Source organism: Mycolicibacterium novocastrense (assembly GCF_001499835.1).
In the GTDB taxonomy this organism is placed as follows: domain Bacteria; phylum Actinomycetota; class Actinomycetes; order Mycobacteriales; family Mycobacteriaceae; genus Mycobacterium; species Mycobacterium novocastrense.
Map to the genome: position 1 here is coordinate 55,004 of NZ_LQIH01000023.1, position 18,406 is coordinate 73,409.

Consider the following 18,406-nt stretch of genomic DNA (forward strand, 5'->3'; position numbering starts at 1 on the left):
TTCAACGTGTGGACGTCATTTCACGGCGAGTGGGCTGCCCATGTGGTCCGCCGCGATCAACCGGCCGTTGTGAAGCGACATCACCCAGGTGCTGCCCTTGCGATTGCGCGACTTGTCGGGCCGCACACCGTCGCGCTCGCACCACCATTCGATGAGGTCCGGAATCACCTTGCCCTGAGTGCAGATCACCGGCGTGCCAGGGGTGCCGGCGATCTCGAGGAAGCGTTGCCGGGCCGCCTTGCGGTTGTCGGCGTACGCCTCCTCGGTCAGCAACTCGTCGCTTCGAATCGTCTTCCCGAGTTCTTCTGCCAGTGGCTCCAATGTCGACACACAGCGCACTCTGTCCGCCGCGAACAACTGGTCGGCGCCGAAGGCGAGCAGCATAGCGACCAGTGACTGCGCCTGCGCGCGGCCGTTCTTGTCCAAGGGCCGTTTGCGGTCATCGCCCTTGAACCGGGACTTACTGCCGGCGGTGGCGTGGCGGACGATCAGCACCGTCTTGGTGTCGGCCGGATACTTCGCGAAGCGGCGCAGCACCTTTCGGTCGTGTGGATAATCCAGTTGTTTGATCGCCGTCGGCAGGGGTAACCACTTGAGCTCATCAACTTCGTCGTTCGGGTGGAACTCGCCGCCGACCACACGCGCCGCCCAGTAGCGCACCTTCTTCTTGCCGTCCTCGACGGGATAGCTCACCGAACTGAGTCGTCGGCCGAGATGCGCCGCGTACCCGGTCTCTTCGCGCACCTCGCGCACGGCGGTCACGGGCTCGGTCTCCCCGGGGTCCACCTTGCCTTTGGGCAGCGACCAGTCGTCGTAACGAGGGCGATGGATCAGCGCGACTTCCGGCGCATCGGGTGCGCCGTTGGGCCGCCACAACACCGCCCCGGCGGCCAGGATCGTCTCCGCATCGGAGCCGGTCTCGGATATCCGCTTCGGCACCTCAACTCCTGCAGATCATTCTGGGCACCCGCGGCCCACGACGACGATTGTGAAAGTCCCTGGCGGTGAGGAAGTCCGTCATGGTTGCCGGTGGCGCTCCATCAATGAGACCTGATGGTCGCGAACCGTGTGACCCGCCTGCGGCGACGCCGTCCACTTACCGTCGACGCCCAACTCCCAACACCGGGTGGAGGGGTCCATCGTCGACTCGAAGATCTCGTGCAGTTGCGCCTTCAGCCGCGGATCTTTGACTTCGGCCATCACTTCGACGCGCCGATCGAGATTGCGATGCATCATGTCGGCGCTGCCGATCCAGAATTCGTCGATCGCGCGGAAGTGGATGATCCGCGAGTGTTCGAGGAACCGGCCGAGGATCGAGCGGACGGCGATGTTGTCCGAATACCCAGGGGCATGCGGTCGTAGCGCGCAGATACCCCGGACCACCACCTCGACCCGCACACCGGCCTGCGACGCGCGGTACAGCGCATCGATGACCTGCTCGTCCACCAACGCGTTGGCTTTCAGCCTGATCCGCCCCTCGGCGCCGTCGCGGGTGGCGACGATCTCGCGTTCGATGCGTTCGATGATGCCCCGCCGGACACCTTGGGGGGCCACCAGAAGGTTGCGGTAGGAGTCCTTGCGCGAGTATCCCGTCAGCGAGTTGAACAGGTCGGTGAGATCCGCGCCGATGTCGGGCGCGGCCGTCAGCAGTCCGATGTCCTCATACAGCCGCGCAGTTTTGGGGTTGTAGTTGCCGGTGCCGATGTGGCAGTAACGCCGGATCAGCGACCCCTCCCGACGCACCACCAGACACGTCTTGCAGTGAGTCTTGAGTCCGATGAGCCCGTACACGACGTGCACGCCGGCACGCTCCAATGCGCGTGCCCACTTGATGTTGGCCTGCTCGTCGAACCGGGCCTTGATCTCGACGAGCGCGACGACCTGCTTACCCGCCGCCGCAGCGTCGATGAGCGCGTTGACGATTGGTGAGTCACCCGAGGTGCGGTACAGGGTCTGCTTGATCGCCAACACGTTCGGATCCGCCGCGGCCTGTTCGATGAACCGCTGCACGGTGGTGGAGAAGGAGTCGTACGGGTGGTGCACCAGCACGTCGCCGTCGCGCAGCGTCGAGAAGATGCTCTTGGGTGTCTCGCGCTCGCCGAACGCCGGCGGGGTGGCCGGCACGAACGGCCGGTCTTTGAGGGCGGGGCGATCGAGATCGTAGATCTGCCACAGCGAGGACAGGTCGAGCAACCCGGGCACCTCGATGACATCGCCCGGCGCGACATCGAGTTCGCGCAGCAGCAATTCGAGCATGCTCTCGGTCATGTCGTCGGAGACTTCCAACCGGACCGGGGAACCGAATCGACGTCGGGCCAGCTCCCGTTCGAGCGCTTGCAGCAGGTCTTCGTCGCGGTCCTCTTCGACCTCGAAATCGGCGTTGCGCGTGATGCGGAACGCATGGTGTTCGACGATCTCCAGCCCGGGAAACAGGACATGAAGGAACGCCGCGATCAGTTCCTCCATCGGAAGGAAGCGAACGATCCTCGTATCGCTTTCGCGGGCGGCCAGTTCGACGAACCGTTCTACGTTGTCGGGCACTTTGACTCGGGCGAAGTGCTGCCCACCGTCGTCGGGATGCTTGACCGTGATCGCCAAATTCAGGCTCAGGCCACTCACGAATGGGAACGGGTGGGCCGGGTCCACGGCGAGCGGTGTCAGTACCGGGAACACCTGCTCGTGAAAATAAGTGGACAACCGCGCGCGTTCGGCCTCGTCGAGTTCGGCCCACGTGACGATCACAATGCCTTCGTCGGCCAGCGCAGGACGCACCGAATCGAGGAACACATGGGCGTGCCGGTTGGCGAGGTGCTGCGTTCGCTCGTTGATGCGACGCAACTGTTCGCGGGGGGAGAGCCCGTCGGCAGAGCGCACGGACAAACCCATCTCATCGCGACGCTTCAGTCCGGCGACCCGGACCATGTAGAACTCATCGAGATTCGACGCGAAGATCGCAAGGAACTTCGCCCGTTCCAGCAAGGGGAGCGACGTATCAGCGGCCAACGCCAGCACGCGGGAGTTGAAGTCGAGCCAACTCAACTCGCGGTTCAGGTAGCGGTCTTCGGGCAGCGCGTTCTCGACGGCGGGGGCGGTTGCCGCCGGTGGGGCTTCGGGCGCCGAGTCACCGGAGTCCGACCGCATCGTTCGGACGCTTGCCGACGGTGGTTCGCCGTCGCTGTCACGAACCTGGATCCCGGCTTTCGTCATGCCTGCGATGATCCCCTATCCAACGGTCTTCGTGCCAGCGCGCAGTTGAACGGTTCATCTCGAAACGGTGATGGCCGCCGCCGTCGCCGCACCGACACCGAGCCGACGCGCCACCAGCAGGTCATCGGGTGTGTCGATGTCACACCGCAGCCCCGGCCACGCGCCGGTGAGCTCGAGCGCGCCGGAGCGCCGGTGGCGTTGGGCGGAGTCGGCGCCGAAGTGCGGGTCCAAGGCGACCCCGAACGCGAACAATGCCGACGTACCGGTGCCGTGCCGGTCACCGACGAAGCTGCGCGGGTGTTTGCGGGACGCCGCGACGGCCGCCGTCAGCTCGTGGGTCTGCAATGCGGGCAGATCGCCTTGCAACACAGCGACGTTCGATGTCTCATGCCGGACTTCGGCTTCGGCGGCGGCGATCGCGTTGTTCAGCGGGTCCGGGTGGTTTTCGGGCGTCGGGTCGGTGAGCACGCGCGCGCCGAGGCGGCCCGCGGCCTCGGCGGCGGCTTCATCCGGTGTGACCACCGTGACCGAGCGGATCGCCGGTACCGCCGACGCGGCGGTGATCGTGTCGATCAGCATCGCCAGCACGACCTTCTCGCGGGTGGGTGCGGAAAAGACGGGGGCCAACCGGGTCTTGGCCGCGGCGAGGCGTTTCACGGCGATCACCAATGCGATCTCGCCATCCGGTGACCCGCTCATGTGCGTCATCCTGCCAGCAGCCGGGCGCGGGTTACGCTGAAGGCGTGGTCGAGGCGGCGGTGATGGGGGCCGGTGCGTGGGGGAGTGCACTGGCGAAGGTCCTTGCCGACGCGGGCAACGAGGTCATGCTGTGGGCGCGTCATCAAGAAGTCGCCGACGAGATCAACGACACCCATCGCAACACCGGGTATCTCGGTGACACCGAATTGCCCAAGACCATAAGGGCGACCACCGATGCGGCCGAGGCGCTGGACGGCGCATGCACGGTGCTGTTCGCGGTGCCTGCACAGACGCTTCGGGCCAATCTCGAACAGTGGTCGGGGCGCATCGACGACGAAGTCACGCTGGTGAGTCTGGCCAAGGGCATCGAACTCGACACCCTCATGCGCATGAGCCAGGTGATCATCCAGGTGACCGGCGCCGATCCGGCACGCGTCGCGGTGGTCTCCGGCCCGAACCTCGCCAGCGAGATCGCCGACGAGCAACCGGCGGCCACCGTGGTCGCCTGCAGCGACTCCGGACGGGCCGTCGCATTGCAACGGGCCCTTTCCACGCCGTACTTTCGGCCGTACACCAATGCCGACGTCATCGGCGCCGAAGTCGGTGGTGCGTGCAAGAACGTGATTGCGCTGGCATCCGGTATGGCGGCCGGGGTCGGACTGGGGGAGAACACCGCGGCCGCGATCATCACCCGCGGGCTTGCCGAGATCATGCGGTTGGGAATCGCGTTGGGCGCCAAGCCCGCGACCCTCGCCGGCTTGGCCGGGGTTGGTGACCTCGTCGCGACGTGCACATCCGGGCAATCACGTAACCGCACCTTCGGGCTGCGTCTGGGCCAGGGCGGCACAATGGAATCGGCCATGCTCGCCACAGGTGGCCACGTCGCCGAAGGCGTCGCCTCGTGCCAATCGGTGCTGGCGTTGGCGGAGAGCTACGACGTCGAGATGCCGCTGACCGATGCCGTATTCCGGGTGTGCCACAGGGGGCTCTCGGTCGACGAGGCCGTCATCTTGTTGCTCGGGCGCAGCACCAAACCGGAGTGACCGTGGACGGTCAGTACGGCGATTCCACTCGCAGCGTCAAATCCGTTGCTTCGGAAGTCGTTCCGGGACAGGCGGTGGCGCCGTCACCGGTTCCGGCGTCCACCTTCCACCTGCCGTCCGATCCCTCGGACCTGCAGGACTCCTACGGGCGCAGCTCGAATCCGACCTGGCGTCACCTCGAGTCGGCACTCGCACAGCTGGAGGGTGCCCCGTCCGCACTGGCATTCGGGTCGGGGATGGCCGCGATCACCTCCGTCCTGCGGGTGCTGGCCAAGCCGGGGCACAAGCTCGTCGTACCCGCCGACGGCTACTATCAGGTCCGTCGGTATGCCTCTGAATACCTTGCTGGACAAGGGGTTACCGTAGTTACCGCCGCCAGCGCCGAGATGTGCGCGGCATCGGCGGACGCGGATGTCGTTCTCGCCGAAAGCCCGGCCAATCCGGGCCTGGACGTCGTGGACCTGCACCACCTCGCGCTGCAGTGCCGCAGCCGGGGCGCCACGCTCGTCGTCGACAACACCACCGCCACCCCCTTCGGCCAGCAACCGCTTTCGCTAGGCGCCGACGTGGTCGTCGCCAGTGCCACCAAGGCGTTGTCGGGCCACAGCGATCTCCTCGCCGGTTATGTCGCGAGCGCGCACACCGACCTGATGGCAAAAGTGGAGCGTGAACGGCTGCACTCCGGTGCCATCCTCGGCGCCTTCGAGGCGTGGCTGCTGTTGCGAAGCCTGGGCACCGCGGGCCTGCGGTTCGAACGACAATGCCACAACGCGGCGGCGCTCGCCGTGGCGCTGCGTGCACACCACGCCGTGCGTGCCGTGCGCTATCCGGGCCTGCCCGATGATCCGGCGCACCGTATCGCGTGCGCGCAGATGAAACGGTTCGGCGGACTGATCGCCGTCGAGTTGGCCGACGCTGCGGCGGTACACCGTCTGGTCGAACGGAGCGCGCTGCTGATCGCGTCGACGAGCTTCGGCGGAATCCACACGTCGGTTGACCGCCGCGCCCGCTGGGGCGACGACGTCAGCGACGGATTCGCGCGCATCTCCCTCGGGATCGAAGACACCGACGACCTGGTCGCCGACATCGAGCACGCGCTGGGCTGACACCGCGGCCGGGCATCGCCGGACCACCGGCCGGCGACGCGGACGGTAGCCTCTCTAGGTTGTGACTGCCCGCCATGATCCCGGAGCCGCCCGGCCGGCGACATCGGGCCGGAGCACCGGACGCGTCCGGGTTGCCGTCGTCTACGGCGGTCGCAGCTCCGAACACGCGATTTCCTGCGTATCCGCAGGCAGCATCCTGCGCAATCTCGATCCGCAGCGGTTCGACGTCGTCCCGGTCGGCATTACCCCAGAAGGTGCGTGGATGCTGACCGACGCGCAACCGGAAAGCCTCGCAATCACCGATGGCCGCCTGCCGGAGGTGACCGCCTCGTCGGGCACCGAACTGACATTGGCCGCCGATCCCGGCCGAGGCGGGCAACTGATGTCGCTCGGCCAGGGTGCAGGGGAGATGTTGGCGACGGTCGACGTGGTGTTCCCCGTGCTGCACGGTCCGTACGGCGAAGACGGCACGATCCAGGGGCTCCTCGAGTTGGCGGGGGTGCCGTACGTCGGAGCGGGTGTACTGGCCAGCGCGGTGGGCATGGACAAGGAGTTCACCAAGAAGCTGCTGGGCGCCGCCGGACTGCCGATCGGTGATCACGAGGTGCTGCGACCCCGCCAGGACACCTTGAGTTTCGAGGCGCGGGAGCGGCTGGGCCTGCCCGTCTTCGTCAAACCGACGCGAGGAGGGTCGTCGATCGGCGTCAGCCGGGTCACGGCGTGGGATCAGCTGCCGTCGGCCATCGAACAGGCCCGCCGCCACGACCCGAAGGTCATCATCGAAGCCGCGGTGCCGGGCCGCGAACTCGAATGCGGCGTGCTCGAATTCCCCGACGGTCGGGTCGAGGCCAGTGCGCTCGGCGAGATCCGGGTCGCCGGCGTGCGCGGGCGCGAGGACGGCTTCTACGACTTCGCGACGAAATACCTCGAGGACGCCGCCGAACTCGACGTGCCCGCCAAGGTCGACGACGATGTGGCCGACGCGGTGCGACGGCTCTCGATTCAGGCGTTCAATGCGATCGACTGTCAGGGGCTGGCCCGCGTCGACTTCTTCCTCACCGATGACGGGCCCCTGATCAACGAGATCAACACGATGCCGGGTTTCACCACCATCTCGATGTTTCCGCAGATGTGGGCGGCCAGCGGTGTCGACTACCCAGCCCTGCTGGCCACGATGGTGGAAACCGCGCTCAAACGCGGTACCGGTCTGCGCTGACGGGCGCTACTCGTCGAGACTGCGTCCACGGCGCGCTTGCGCGCAGGATCAACGCACCGGCGCGGGAACGACGGGCTTGGCGGGAAGCGCTTCGGCGATGACCGTGGACAGCAGCTGAATGGGCGTCGGGCCCGAACCCTGCGGCAATGTCAGGGCGACGTACACGCCGCGGTCGACGGCGTACCACGTGCTACGCGCCTGGTCGGCGCCCGCGTCGTCACCGACCTCACTCACCCGGAACCACTGCACGTCGTCCACCACCTGCACCGGCGCACCGACGACGAACTCCGCGGGCCGTTCCACGCCGCAGCGCAGCACGATCGGCTCACCCCGGTCCTCTGCCCGCCAGGCTGCCGCACCGGGGGGTGCGGGATCGGCCAGCGGCGCGCGGCTGTGCTCGCCGAGTTTCTCCGGCAGTTCGGCGGCCAGATGGGCGCATTCGGAGCTCGTGGCCTGCGGGGCGGGCACCGTCACCAACGGCACCGGCTGCTGTTGCTCGGGATTCTGGCGCAGCGCGGCGATCACCAGAATCGCCACGATCGCCGCGACCGCCACCACCAGAGCGGCGATCAGCAGCGCCCGCGGGGGCCCGTCACCGGTCTGCGAAGCCACGGCCCAACTCTAGAGAGGAGCCACGTTGGCGATCGGACAGGTCAGTGTCCGCGTGATACCGGTCACCTGTTGAACATTGGGAACCACGGCGGCTTTGAGATCGGCCAAGGTGTCGGCGCCCACCCGCACGACCACGTCATACGGTCCCGTCACGGACTCCGCGGACACCACGCCGGGAAGCGCGGCGAGTTGTTTGGCGACGACCTCGGCGCGGCCCACCTCGGTCTGAATCAGCATGAAAGCCTCGACCACCCGCTGTTCCTCCACATCGCTGCATAGACTCCACGCCGCAGGCGCTTAACGTACCGCAGGTGCGGCCGGTGTTCAGGCCGGCACGAAACGGACACGAAGCGGCCGCGACGGGAGGTGACATGGCGTCCAATGCCGAAACCCTGGCGCAAATGGGCGAGTTCGCGGTGATCCGGCGATTGGTGTCCGGGCGCCGCCAGCCGGGCGCCGTTGCGCTGGGGCCCGGTGACGACGCCGCGGTGCTGTTCGCGCCCGACGGAAAGACGGTCGTGAGCACCGACATGCTGGTGGCCGAGCGTCACTTTCGGCTGGACTGGTCGACGCCTCACGACGTCGGGCGCAAGGCGATCGCGCAGAACGCCGCCGACATCGAGGCGATGGGCGCACGCGCGACCGCCTTCGTGGTTGCGTTCGGAGCACCCTCGGATACGCCGGCCGCCCAGGCCCTGCAACTCGCCGACGGCATGTGGCGCGAAGCCGAGGCGATGGGCGCGGGCATCGTCGGCGGCGACCTCGTCAGCGCGCCGCAATGGGTGATCTCGGTGACGGCGCTCGGTGACCTCGACGGTCGCGATCCGGTGCGCCGCAGCGGGGCGCGACCCGGTGACGTGGTGGCCGTCGTCGGCGGCATCGGTCGTTCGGCCGCTGGGTTCGACCTGTGGCGCAACGGTATTCAGCGTTTCGACGAACTTCGTCAGTGTCATGTCGCGCCGCAGCCGCCTTATGGTCAGGGCCGCGTCGCCGCCGAAAGCGGTGCCACCGCGATGACCGACGTGTCCGACGGTCTGCTGGCCGACCTCGGCCACATCGCTGAGGCGTCCGGTGTCGGCATCGACCTGTCGACCGCGGCATTGACCGGTGACCGCGACGTCCTCGCCGGCGCCGCCGAAGCGGTGGGTGCCGATGCGTGGGCGTGGGTTCTCGGTGGCGGGGAGGATCATGCGCTGGTCGCGACCTTCCCGGGGCCGCCGCCGTCCGGGTGGCGGGAGATCGGCCGCGTGCAGGACGGTCCCGGAAGGGTCTTGGTCGACGGCGCGGCGTGGCAGGGGAATCCCGGGTGGCAGTCGTTCGACTAGTTAGGGTGTCGACTCGTGACCGTGTACGCCATCGCCCAGCTGAGGTTCACGGACCGTGCCGCCTATGACCGCTACCAAGCCCGTTTCCTGGAGGTCTTCAACCGGTATTCGGGGACGTTGCTCGCGGCCGACGACTCTCCGCAGATCCTGGAGGGCCAGTCTGACCGCGAGAAGGTCGTGTTGATGTCGTTTCCCGATGAGGCCTCGTTTCGGGCCTGGGCCAACTCGCCCGACTACCAGGAGATCTCGAAGGACCGTCGAGCCGGCACCGACTCAGTGGTGATGCTGATCGAGGGTTTGGCATGACGGCGCGGCCGCTGCACGAACTCGTCGAGCGGGGCTGGGCCACGGCTCTGGAGCCGGTCGCGGGTCAGGTCGCGCAGATGGGTGAGTTCCTGCGCGCCGAACTGGCCGCCGGAAACGGGTATCTGCCTGCGGGTCAGAACGTGTTGCGCGCGTTCACTTTTCCGATGGACAGGGTGCGGGTGCTGATCGTCGGGCAGGATCCGTACCCGACGCCCGGTCACGCCGTCGGCCTCAGTTTCTCCGTGGCGCCCGAGGTGCGGCCCCTGCCGCGCAGCCTGGAGAACATCTTCAAGGAGTACGGAAGCGACCTCGGCTACGCCGCACCGGCCACCGGTGACCTGACGCCGTGGGCCGAGCGCGGGGTGATGCTGCTCAACAGGGTGCTCACCGTTCGACCTGGAAACCCGGCGTCGCATCGCGGTAAGGGCTGGGAAGCGGTGACCGAGTGTGCGATTCGCGCGCTGGTCGCACGTGGGCAGCCGTTGGTCGCGGTGCTGTGGGGTCGCGACGCCTCGACGCTCAAACCGATGCTGGACGGCGCCGACTGCGTGGCGATCGAGTCGCCGCACCCGTCACCGCTGTCGGCCTCGCGCGGTTTCTTCGGCTCGCGACCGTTCAGCCGCGCGAACGAACTGCTCGAGAAGATGGGTGCCGAGCCGATCGACTGGCGGCTTCCCTAGAGCTATCCGACGCCCGGGATCGGAGGCGGCGAGGGAATCGGCGGAGGAGACGGAATCGCCGGGGGTGACGGCACGTCGGGGACCGGAACCTCGACGGTGCCCCCGTCAGCGCCCCCGCCCTCGGTGGTGGTGGCCGGCAGTTCCGGCGACGGTGTGGTGGTCTCCGGCGCACTGGTCTCCACCGTCACCTCCACCGTCGTGGTGGTCGGCGTCGTGGTGGTCGTGGTGGTGGTCTCGTCGCCGGCGGAGTCACCGCCGCCGCACGCGGTCAGAAGGGCCAGCGCACATCCGGACGCCAGCGCGATGAGGGTGGATCTTGCTGCTGCACGAGAAGTCATGCAGCACGGCTACCCGGTCGCTGACCGCGGCAATCGCCCGCGGGTCAGCCGCGCGAGACCTTTCCCGCCTTGATGCACGAGGTGCACACGTTCATGCGCTGCTTGTTGCCCCCGGGGCGGGTCACAGCGCGCACCGTCTGGATGTTGGGATCCCAGCGACGGCTGGTCCGGCGATGGGAGTGCGAGACCGACTTGCCGAAGCCGGGTCCCTTCCCGCAGATATCGCACACGGCAGCCATATGCAGAACTCCTCAGATCAGTACGTGGGGTCCGGGTCGCGGCACCGCGACCGGCGCGGCTCGACCCGACAACCTGACCAGGATACCGGGAGCCGCAGCGAACGCCAAAATGCCGTCCCGCGCTGCGCGCGAGCCCGCACCAGCCTACCGAGCGGCGAGAACGTTGTGCCGAGGCTGTCAGGTCCGATCGCTAGGCTGACCGGCACGGCGGGGTGCGTCAAGCGTCACATTTCTGCGGAGGTTAAGCATGTCGGCTCGACTGCTCGATGCCTTCACCCTGCAGAAGTGGTCGCACACTGCGGTCGGTGACCTCATCACCCACACCGACGAGATCAACCGGCTCAACGTGTTCCCGGTCGCCGACGCCGACACCGGCACGAACATGCTGTTCACCATGCGTTCGGCGTGGGCGCAAGCCGATGCCCTGGCCGGCGCCCGCGACGTCGCCGAGGTCGCTGCGGCGCTGGCGCGCGGCGCCATCCACGGGGCGCGCGGAAACTCCGGTGTGATCCTGTCCCAGATACTGCGCGCGCTGGCCGAGGTCACCGCGGAAGCCGCGGCCGACCTGCGCGGTGGTCTCGACCGGGTGGACGGCCCGCTGTTCGCCGCCGCACTTCGCCACGCCGTGGTGCTGGTGATTCGGGCGATGGGCGAGGCCGTGCCGGGGACCATCGTCACCGTCCTCCAGGACGCGGCCGAGGCCGCCGAGCAGGCTTCGACCGACGGTGCCGAACTGCCCGACGTCGTGGGCAAGGCGGCGGATGCCGCGGCGCAGTCGCTGGAGAGGACCACCGGCCAACTCGACGTATTGGCCCGCGCGGGCGTGGTGGACGCAGGAGGGCGCGGCCTGCTGGTACTGCTGGACGCGATGAGCACGACGCTGACCGACAGCGCGCCGCGGAGGCCGGAGTACGTCTCTGCGCCGCCGCCCAGCGACTCCGGTGCGGCCCGGGTCGTCGCGGCTCCACAGTTCGAGGTGATGTACCTGCTCAGTGGATGCGATCGGGCGGGGGTGGAGAAACTGCGCAGCGACCTCGACGCGCTGGGCGACTCGGTGGCCATCGCCGCCTCGTCGGACGGCGGGGGCCATTACTCGGTGCACGTGCATGCCGATGACGCCGGCGCCGCCGTCGAGGCCGGTCTCGCGGTGGGCGCGACCAGCCGCATCCAGATCACCGCTCTCACCGGCGGCGGCGCGCGCCCGGTCGGGTCGTGGTCGCGTGGACGGGCGGTGCTCGCTGTCGTGGACGGGCAGGGCGCCGAGGAGTTGTTCGCGGCCGAGGGCGCCCACGTGTTGCGACTCGAGGACGACGCGCCGGTGCGCGCCAAGCAGCTCCTTCACGCGCTGGTCAACGCCGACGCGGGTCAGGCGATGATCTTGCCGAACGGATACGTCGCGGCCGAAGAACTGGTCGCCGGGTGTACCGCCGCGATGGGTTGGGGCGTGGACGTGGTACCCGTGCCCACGGCGTCCATGGTTCAAGGCTTGGCGGCCCTGGCGGTCCATGACGACTCGCGCCAGGCCGTCGACGACGGGTACACCATGGCCAGGGCGGCCGCCGGGGCCCGGCACGGATCGGTGCGGATCGCCACCGAGGAAGCGCTCACCTGGGCGGGGATGTGCAAGCCGGGCGACGGCCTGGGCATTTCCGGCGACGAGGTGCTGATCGTCGGTGACGATCTGAGCGCGGCGGGAGCGGGGCTGATCGACCTGCTGCTGGCCGCCGGTGGTGAACTCGTTACGGTCCTCACCGGCGCCGGGGTCGACGAGGGTGTCGCCGCCGCACTCTCCGAGCACGTGCACGACCGGCACCTCGGCATCGAACTGGTGACCTACCACACCGGCCACCGCGGCGATGCGCTGCTGATCGGGGTCGAATAGCCGTGGCGACGTTGTCCGACCGTCTCGACTTCGTGCTCGGCAAGAAGGCCGCGGACCCGCTCGCCGAGCACTTCGGCATCCACACGGTCAACGATCTGCTGCGTCACTATCCCCGCAAGTACAGCGACGGGATGACCGTGCTCGACGAAGGCGAGGAGCTCGAAGAGGGCGAGCACGTCACGTTCATCGACACCATCACCGGCACCCGAACCGGTGATATGAAGCCGCAGTTCGACAAGAAGACCAAGAAGATGAGGAAGCGCAAATGGTTGCGCGTCACGCTCGGTCGCCGAGGGCGCACGGTCAGTGCGACGTTCTTCAACGCGGACTGGATGATCGACGGCCTCACGGAAGGAACTCGGCTGATGCTGTCGGGAGAGGTCAAATACTTCCGGGGGTCGTTGCAGTTGACGCACCCGGCGTTTCTCGTGTTGGAGTCACCGCACGGAAAGACGTTCGGGACGAAGTCGCTCAAGACGATAGCGTCGACATCCGGAGCGACCGGCGACGATCTGCTCGTGGCGTTCGAGCGTGAGTTCTTTCCGATCTACCCGGCGAGCGCCAAGGTTCAGACGTGGGAGATCTACGCCTGTGTCCGTCAGGTGCTCGACGTGTTGGATCCGATCCCCGAACCGCTGCCGGAAACCTTTCTCCGACAACACCATTTGATCACCGAGGATCAGGCGCTGCGGGCGATCCACACCGCGGAGAGGTCGGCCGACCGGGACGCGGCCGTCGCCCGTCTGACATACGACGAGGCCATCGGTCTGCAGTGGGCGCTGGTCGACCGACGCCACGGTGAGCGCAGCGAGTCCGGTCCGGTCGCCGAGCGCCGTGACGATGGGCTCGTCGCCGCCATGAGTGAACAGCTGCCGTTCGAATTGACCGACGGCCAGAAGGAAGTGCTCGACGTCATCTCGGGCGAACTGACAAGCACCCGACCGATGAACCGCATGCTGCAGGGCGAGGTCGGTTCGGGCAAGACGATCGTCTCGGTGCTGGCGATGCTGCAGATGGTCGACGCCGGCTATCAGTGCGCCTTGCTCGCACCCACCGAAGTTCTTGCCGCACAGCATGCCCGCTCCATTCGCGCCGTTCTCGGTCCATTGGCGATGGCGGGTCAACTCGGTGGTGTGGACGGCGCCACCCGCATCGCGCTGCTGACCGGATCGATGACGGCGCAACAGAAACGCGCGGTACGCGACGAGGTCGCCGGCAGTGAGGCGGGCATCGTCATCGGCACGCACGCCTTGCTTCAGGACGCAGTCGAGTTCCACCGCCTCGGCATGGTGGTCGTCGACGAGCAGCACCGGTTCGGCGTCGAGCAACGGGATCGGTTGCGCGGCAAGGCACCTGCGGGCATCACACCACATCTTTTGGTGATGACGGCCACCCCGATACCGCGCACCGTCGCCCTGACCTATTACGGTGACCTGGAGACCTCGACGCTGCGTGAGCTGCCGCGGGGCAGGCAACCGATCACCACCAACACCGTCTTCCTCAACGAACACCCGCGCTGGCTGGACCGGGTCTGGCAGCGCATCGCCGAAGAGGTGAGCCAGGGCAGGCAGGCGTACGTGGTGGCCTCGCGGATCGACGAAAACGACAAGTCGGCCAACGACAAGGAGGCCCACGAGAAGGAGGGCGGTCCGCCGCCGATCACGGTCGTCGAGTTGTTCGCCCGACTGAGCCGCGGTCCGCTGGCCGATCTGCGGCTCGGGCTCATGCACGGCAGGCTGCCCGCCGACGAGAAGGACGCCGTGATGGCGGCTTACCGCGCGGGTGAGATCGACGTGCTGGTGTGCACGACGGTCATCGAAGTGGGCGTCGATGTGCCGAATGCGACGGTGATGGTCGTGATGGACGCCGACCGGTTCGGCATCAGCCAACTGCACCAGTTGCGCGGGCGGATCGGCCGCGGACAGCATCCGAGCCTGTGCCTGCTCGTCACCAAACTCCCGCAGGGCTCCAAGGCCGGCGCCCGGCTGACCGCCGTCGCATCCACATTGGACGGGTTCAAGCTCGCCGACCTCGACCTCTACGAACGGCAAGAGGGAGATGTGTTGGGATTCAACCAATCGGGCCGCGCAATCACGCTGCGGTTCCTGTCGCTGCAGGAGCACCTCGACATCATCGTGACGGCCCGCGACTTCTGCGCACGGCTGTACGAGAACGATCCCGACAATGCGGGTATGGCGGCGTTGGCGGCCCCGTTCGTCAGCGATGACCGCGTCGAATTCCTGGACAAGGCATGAAGCGTGGGCATCTGCTGTGGCTGACGGCGATCGTCGCCCTCGCCGTGATCGTCGCCGTGCAGGCGGTCAACTCGGCAGGCGACCGGGCACAGTTCATCGCACGCGCCGACATCCCGACCGTGGCTCCAGGCGTCGACGTTCTCGCCGGCGTCCCCGTCATACCGCTGCGAATTCGCGGATACGACTATCGCAGAGCCGCTTTCGGGGACAGCTGGACCGACGACAACTCGGCCCCGGGCGGGCACAACGGCTGCGACACCCGCAACGACATCCTCAACCGCGACCTCGACGACAAGACGTTCGTGTCGATCAAGCGTTGCCCTGACGCCGTTGCGACCGGCACGCTGCACGACCCGTACACCAACGCCGTCGTCGCCTTCACCCGCGGCGAGAAGACGGGCGCCGCAGTGCAGATCGACCACATCGTGCCGTTGGCGCTTGCCTGGGATCTCGGGGCGCGCAACTGGCCCGACGACCTGCGCGTCCGGTTCGCCAACGATCCGGCGAATCTCCTCGCGGTGGCCGGAAACGCCAACCAGGACAAAGGGGACCAGGAGCCCGCGACCTGGATGCCACCCAATGCGGCGTTTCACTGCCAGTACGCGATGCAGTTCATCGCGGTGCTCCGCGGATACCGACTGCCGATCGACGCGCCCTCGGCCACCGTGCTGCGCGACGCAGCCGCCACCTGCCCGACGGGCTGAGCTCCTCTAAGAGCTATGTGCCGGTGTAGGTTTCGGGGTCCGGGCGAAACCGGGTGCCCTCGTCGAGGCCGTTGAGTGAGGCCATCTCGTCGTCGGTGAGCTCGAAGTCGAACACCTCGAGGTTGGCGGCGATCCGCTCCGGTTTCGACGAGCGGGCGATGACCGCGTTGCCGAGCTGAACGCTCCACCGGATCAACACCTGCGCGGCGGTCTTGCCGTGCGCCTGCGCGATCGACGTCACCGTCTCGTTTTCCAGCAGGCGCCCGACGCCCAGGGGGCCATACGCCTGGGTGACGATGCCGTACCCGGCGTTTACCTCACGCAGCTCCGCCTGGCTGAGCAGCGGGTGCAGCTCGATCTGGTTGACCGCCGGGGTGAAGAACGACAGGTCGATCACGTCCGACAGGTGCTCGGCGTGGAAGTTGGCGACCCCGATCGACTTGGTGTCGCCGACCTCCTTGCGCTTCATCAACCCGCCCCAGCTGTCGACGTACTTGCCCTGTTCGCCGGCGGGCCAGTGGATCAGGTACAGGTCGACGTAGTCGAGCCCGAGCCTGTCCAGGCTTGCCTTGAGCGCGTCCTGCGACGACTGGAAACCCAGATCGGGAGTGGCGAGCTTGGTGGTGACGAAGATCTCGTCGCGAGGCACCCCGGAGGCCTTGATGGCCCGCCCGACCGCTTCCTCGTTGCCGTATGAAGCGGCCGTGTCGATCAGCCGGTAGCCGGCGGACAACGCCGCCAGCACCGCCTGCTCGGCCTCGGAGTCCGACAGCTCGCCGACACCGAGTCCGAACACCGGCATCGTGTGGTCGTCGTTGAGCGTGACGGTCGGAACCGCAGCAGCGTTGCCCGGCGATTCGGTCATTTCACCTACCCCGTGAATTCGAATGTTCGCGGATCGGGGCCCAACCGAGTGCCGTCGCCGAGCGTCGAGACGGACGCCATGTCCTGCTCGCTCAACTCGAAATCGAACACGTCGAAGTTGCTCACGATTCTCTCGGGGGTCACCGACTTCGGGATGACTATATTGCCGAGCTGCATATGCCACCTAATCAACACCTGGGCCGGTGTCTTCCCGTGCGCCTCGGCGACCGAGACCACGGTGTCGTTCGACAGCAGTGAACCCTGGCCGAGCGGACTCCACGCCTCGGTGGCGATGCCCATCTGGGCGTGCATCTCGCGCAGCTCCTCCTGCTGCAGCAGCGGATGCAGTTCGATCTGGTTGACCGCCGGCACGATCCCGGTGGCGTCGACGAGTTCGCGCAGGTGTTCGGGTTCGAAGTTGCTCACCCCGATCGACCGGATGCGCCCCTGCTCACGCAGGTCGGCGAAGGCCTTGAACGTCTCGACGAACGCGCCCTTGGCCGGCATCGGCCAGTGGATGAGGTACAGATCGAGGGAGTCGAGCCCCAGCCGGTCCATGCTCTTGTCGAAGGCGCGCAGCGTGCTGTCGTAGCCCTGGTCGGAGTTCCACAGCTTGGTGGTGATGAACACCTGATCGCGCGGGAGACCCGACTTTTTCAGTGCCTCGCCGACCTCACGTTCGTTCCGGTACGCGGCGGCGGTGTCGATGTGGCGGTAGCCGGCCTCCAGCGCGGTCGCGACCGCGCGTTCGGTGTCCTCGGGCGGGGTCTGCCAAACTCCGAGCCCAACCTGAGGTATCGAATTACCGTCGTTCAACGTGATCGAGGGAGAAGCCATGACCCAAAGTCTGCCAGCCCATGACCAGTGGCGGCCGACCCGCAAGGAGACCCTGGTCAACACCGCAGCGGGCGTTACCCTCCGCGCGTTGCCCCGAATCCCCGAGGGGGTCAAGCGTCTCCTGCTCGGGCGCCGCACGGTCAGCATCGACGGCAACACGCTGGACACGACGCTGCAGTTGATGCTCGCCGGACAGAAACTCACCGGGATCGACGGTTTGGTCAACGCCGACGACGTCGCCGCCGCCCGCGGCCAACTCGAAACGCTGGCCGTGGGTTTCAAACAGAACATCCCGGTCGCGTCGGTGAAAGATCTCTCGATTCCCGGACCCGTCGGGGCGATCCGCGCGCGTCATTACCGGCCCATCGACGATGACGGGGCCCTGCTGGTCTTCTTCCACGGCGGCGGGCAGGTCATCGGCAGCATCGAATCGCACGACGACCTGTGCCGTGAGATCTGCCACCGCGGCCAGATGCACGTGCTGTCCGTCGACTACCGCCTGGCGCCCGAACATCCCGCCCCCGCGGGCACCGACGACGCCTACGCCGCCTTCCGCTGGGCGTGCGAACACGCCACCGAACTGGGTGCCGACCCCGAACGCGTCGCCGTGGGCGGTGACAGCGCGGGCGGCAACCAGGCCACGCTCGTCGCGCACCGCGCCCGCAGCGAGGGACCGCAACCCGCCCTTCAGTTCCTGCTGTATCCGGTCGTCAACTACCGCGACACGACCAGGTCGCAGGTGCTGTTCTCCGAGGGCTACTTCCTCACGCGCGACGACATCGACTGGTTCCGCGACAAATACCTCAGCGGCGGGATCGATGCCGGCGACCCACGGGTGTCACCGCTGCTCGCCGACGACCTGTCGGGCTTGGCGCCGACGCTGATCGTCACCGCCGGTTTCGACCCGCTGCGCGACGAAGGCAGGCAGTACGCCGAGGCCATGCGGGCCGCCGGCGTCCGCGTCGACCACCGGGAGTTCGGATCGCTGATCCACGGCTTCGCGAACTTCTTCCCGTTCGGCGGTGACAGCGCCACCGCGATTGCCGAGGTCATCTCGGCACTGCGCGCGCATCTGGCCCGCGGCTGACGGGGC

At 67.6% G+C, this 18,406-nt stretch carries 19 protein-coding genes; 10 read left to right on the forward strand and 9 right to left on the reverse strand.

Features of this window, described 5'->3' with window-relative positions:
* Positions 1-15 precede the first annotated feature (15 nt).
* The 3 genes from mutT1 to cofC form a co-directional block, all read right to left on the reverse strand.
* Positions 16-939 carry an 8-oxo-(d)GTP phosphatase MutT1 gene (gene mutT1, locus AU072_RS16650; RefSeq protein ID WP_064414806.1) on the reverse strand — a complete coding sequence of 308 codons (924 nt, stop codon included), beginning with the start codon at positions 937-939 and terminating at the stop codon, positions 16-18.
* 78 nt (positions 940-1,017) lie between these two features.
* Entirely contained in the window at positions 1,018-3,207 is a 2,190-nt protein-coding gene (locus tag AU072_RS16655; RefSeq protein ID WP_064414807.1) for an RNA degradosome polyphosphate kinase, read from the reverse strand.
* A 54-nt stretch (positions 3,208-3,261) separates the two neighbouring features.
* Positions 3,262-3,906: a 2-phospho-L-lactate guanylyltransferase gene (gene cofC / locus AU072_RS16660; protein ID WP_064415015.1), complete on the reverse strand. Its 645-nt coding sequence runs from the start codon at positions 3,904-3,906 to the stop codon at positions 3,262-3,264.
* A 44-nt stretch (positions 3,907-3,950) separates the two neighbouring features.
* Between cofC and AU072_RS16665 the strand changes: the two genes are divergently transcribed.
* The 3 genes from AU072_RS16665 to AU072_RS16675 all read left to right on the forward strand — a co-directional run bounded on the left by AU072_RS16665 (position 3,951) and on the right by AU072_RS16675 (position 7,271).
* On the forward strand, positions 3,951-4,949 hold the full coding sequence (locus tag AU072_RS16665) for an NAD(P)H-dependent glycerol-3-phosphate dehydrogenase (RefSeq protein ID WP_064414808.1): 999 nt from the start codon (positions 3,951-3,953) through the stop codon (positions 4,947-4,949).
* Between the two features lie 2 nt (positions 4,950-4,951).
* Complete coding sequence (locus AU072_RS16670; RefSeq protein ID WP_064414809.1) at positions 4,952-6,055, forward strand: cystathionine gamma-lyase; 1,104 nt, start codon at positions 4,952-4,954, stop codon at positions 6,053-6,055.
* A gap of 61 nt (positions 6,056-6,116) precedes the next feature.
* Positions 6,117-7,271, forward strand: coding sequence for a D-alanine--D-alanine ligase family protein (locus AU072_RS16675; protein ID WP_064414810.1), 1,155 nt, complete (start codon positions 6,117-6,119; stop codon positions 7,269-7,271).
* A 48-nt stretch (positions 7,272-7,319) separates the two neighbouring features.
* Here AU072_RS16675 and AU072_RS16680 read toward each other — a convergent pair whose 3' ends face one another.
* Complete coding sequence (locus AU072_RS16680; protein WP_064414811.1) at positions 7,320-7,883, reverse strand: DUF3515 domain-containing protein; 564 nt, start codon at positions 7,881-7,883, stop codon at positions 7,320-7,322.
* Between the two features lie 9 nt (positions 7,884-7,892).
* Positions 7,893-8,135, reverse strand: coding sequence for an Lrp/AsnC ligand binding domain-containing protein (locus AU072_RS16685; RefSeq protein ID WP_064415016.1), 243 nt, complete (start codon positions 8,133-8,135; stop codon positions 7,893-7,895).
* Between the two features lie 119 nt (positions 8,136-8,254).
* On the opposite strand from AU072_RS16685, the gene AU072_RS16690 reads away from it, so the two are divergent.
* Genes AU072_RS16690 through AU072_RS16700 form a run of 3 tightly spaced genes read left to right on the forward strand, consistent with a single transcriptional unit; the run spans position 8,255 to position 10,194 of the window.
* On the forward strand, positions 8,255-9,208 hold the full coding sequence (locus AU072_RS16690) for a thiamine-phosphate kinase (RefSeq protein ID WP_064414812.1): 954 nt from the start codon (positions 8,255-8,257) through the stop codon (positions 9,206-9,208).
* A gap of 15 nt (positions 9,209-9,223) precedes the next feature.
* The gene (locus AU072_RS16695) at positions 9,224-9,514 is read left to right on the forward strand and encodes a DUF1330 domain-containing protein (protein WP_064351134.1); all 291 of its coding nucleotides are present in this window, start codon (positions 9,224-9,226) and stop codon (positions 9,512-9,514) included.
* Positions 9,511-10,194: a uracil-DNA glycosylase gene (locus AU072_RS16700; RefSeq protein ID WP_064414813.1), complete on the forward strand. Its 684-nt coding sequence runs from the start codon at positions 9,511-9,513 to the stop codon at positions 10,192-10,194. Before AU072_RS16695 ends, AU072_RS16700 begins: the two co-directional genes overlap by 4 nt.
* A 2-nt stretch (positions 10,195-10,196) precedes the next feature.
* Here the strand turns inward: AU072_RS16700 and AU072_RS16705 are convergent, their stop codons facing one another.
* Positions 10,197-10,532, reverse strand: coding sequence for a hypothetical protein (locus tag AU072_RS16705; RefSeq protein ID WP_064414814.1), 336 nt, complete (start codon positions 10,530-10,532; stop codon positions 10,197-10,199).
* Positions 10,533-10,576: 44 nt separating this feature from the next.
* Positions 10,577-10,771, reverse strand: a complete 195-nt coding sequence (gene rpmB, locus AU072_RS16710) for a 50S ribosomal protein L28 (RefSeq protein ID WP_064351131.1) — start codon at positions 10,769-10,771, stop codon at positions 10,577-10,579.
* 247 nt (positions 10,772-11,018) lie between these two features.
* On the opposite strand from rpmB, the gene AU072_RS16715 reads away from it, so the two are divergent.
* The 3 genes from AU072_RS16715 to AU072_RS16725 are packed head-to-tail and all read left to right on the forward strand — an operon-like array spanning position 11,019 to position 15,612.
* The gene (locus AU072_RS16715) at positions 11,019-12,653 is read left to right on the forward strand and encodes a fatty acid kinase ATP-binding subunit FakA (RefSeq protein ID WP_064414815.1); all 1,635 of its coding nucleotides are present in this window, start codon (positions 11,019-11,021) and stop codon (positions 12,651-12,653) included.
* 2 nt (positions 12,654-12,655) lie between these two features.
* Entirely contained in the window at positions 12,656-14,908 is a 2,253-nt protein-coding gene (gene recG / locus AU072_RS16720; RefSeq protein WP_064414816.1) for an ATP-dependent DNA helicase RecG, read from the forward strand.
* Complete coding sequence (locus AU072_RS16725) at positions 14,905-15,612, forward strand: HNH endonuclease family protein (RefSeq protein ID WP_064414817.1); 708 nt, start codon at positions 14,905-14,907, stop codon at positions 15,610-15,612. The genes recG and AU072_RS16725 overlap by 4 nt, the downstream gene beginning before the upstream one ends.
* Before the next feature lie 13 nt (positions 15,613-15,625).
* Here AU072_RS16725 and AU072_RS16730 read toward each other — a convergent pair whose 3' ends face one another.
* Together AU072_RS16730 and AU072_RS16735 are read right to left on the reverse strand one after the other, a co-directional pair.
* Complete coding sequence (locus tag AU072_RS16730; protein ID WP_064414818.1) at positions 15,626-16,477, reverse strand: aldo/keto reductase; 852 nt, start codon at positions 16,475-16,477, stop codon at positions 15,626-15,628.
* Positions 16,478-16,482: 5 nt separating this feature from the next.
* Positions 16,483-17,313 carry an aldo/keto reductase gene (locus AU072_RS16735; protein WP_064414819.1) on the reverse strand — a complete coding sequence of 277 codons (831 nt, stop codon included), beginning with the start codon at positions 17,311-17,313 and terminating at the stop codon, positions 16,483-16,485.
* Here AU072_RS16735 and AU072_RS16740 point away from each other — a divergent pair.
* Positions 17,312-18,400: an alpha/beta hydrolase gene (locus AU072_RS16740; RefSeq protein ID WP_064414820.1), complete on the forward strand. Its 1,089-nt coding sequence runs from the start codon at positions 17,312-17,314 to the stop codon at positions 18,398-18,400. The two genes, AU072_RS16735 and AU072_RS16740, sit on opposite strands and share 2 nt — an antisense overlap.
* The last annotated feature ends 6 nt before the right edge of the window (positions 18,401-18,406 follow it).

Coding starts and splice junctions, on each gene's coding strand:
- AU072_RS16655 (WP_064414807.1), bottom strand. CDS start 3,207: ATGACGAAAGCCGGGATCCAGGTTCGTGACAGCGACGGCGAACCACCG.
- cofC (WP_064415015.1), bottom strand. CDS start 3,906: ATGAGCGGGTCACCGGATGGCGAGATCGCATTGGTGATCGCCGTGAAA.
- AU072_RS16690 (WP_064414812.1), top strand. CDS start 8,255: ATGGCGTCCAATGCCGAAACCCTGGCGCAAATGGGCGAGTTCGCGGTG.
- AU072_RS16700 (WP_064414813.1), top strand. CDS start 9,511: ATGACGGCGCGGCCGCTGCACGAACTCGTCGAGCGGGGCTGGGCCACG.
- AU072_RS16705 (WP_064414814.1), bottom strand. CDS start 10,532: ATGACTTCTCGTGCAGCAGCAAGATCCACCCTCATCGCGCTGGCGTCC.
- rpmB (WP_064351131.1), bottom strand. CDS start 10,771: ATGGCTGCCGTGTGCGATATCTGCGGGAAGGGACCCGGCTTCGGCAAG.
- AU072_RS16715 (WP_064414815.1), top strand. CDS start 11,019: ATGTCGGCTCGACTGCTCGATGCCTTCACCCTGCAGAAGTGGTCGCAC.
- AU072_RS16725 (WP_064414817.1), top strand. CDS start 14,905: ATGAAGCGTGGGCATCTGCTGTGGCTGACGGCGATCGTCGCCCTCGCC.
- AU072_RS16730 (WP_064414818.1), bottom strand. CDS start 16,477: ATGACCGAATCGCCGGGCAACGCTGCTGCGGTTCCGACCGTCACGCTC.
- AU072_RS16740 (WP_064414820.1), top strand. CDS start 17,312: ATGACCCAAAGTCTGCCAGCCCATGACCAGTGGCGGCCGACCCGCAAG.
- AU072_RS16735 (WP_064414819.1), bottom strand. CDS start 17,313: ATGGCTTCTCCCTCGATCACGTTGAACGACGGTAATTCGATACCTCAG.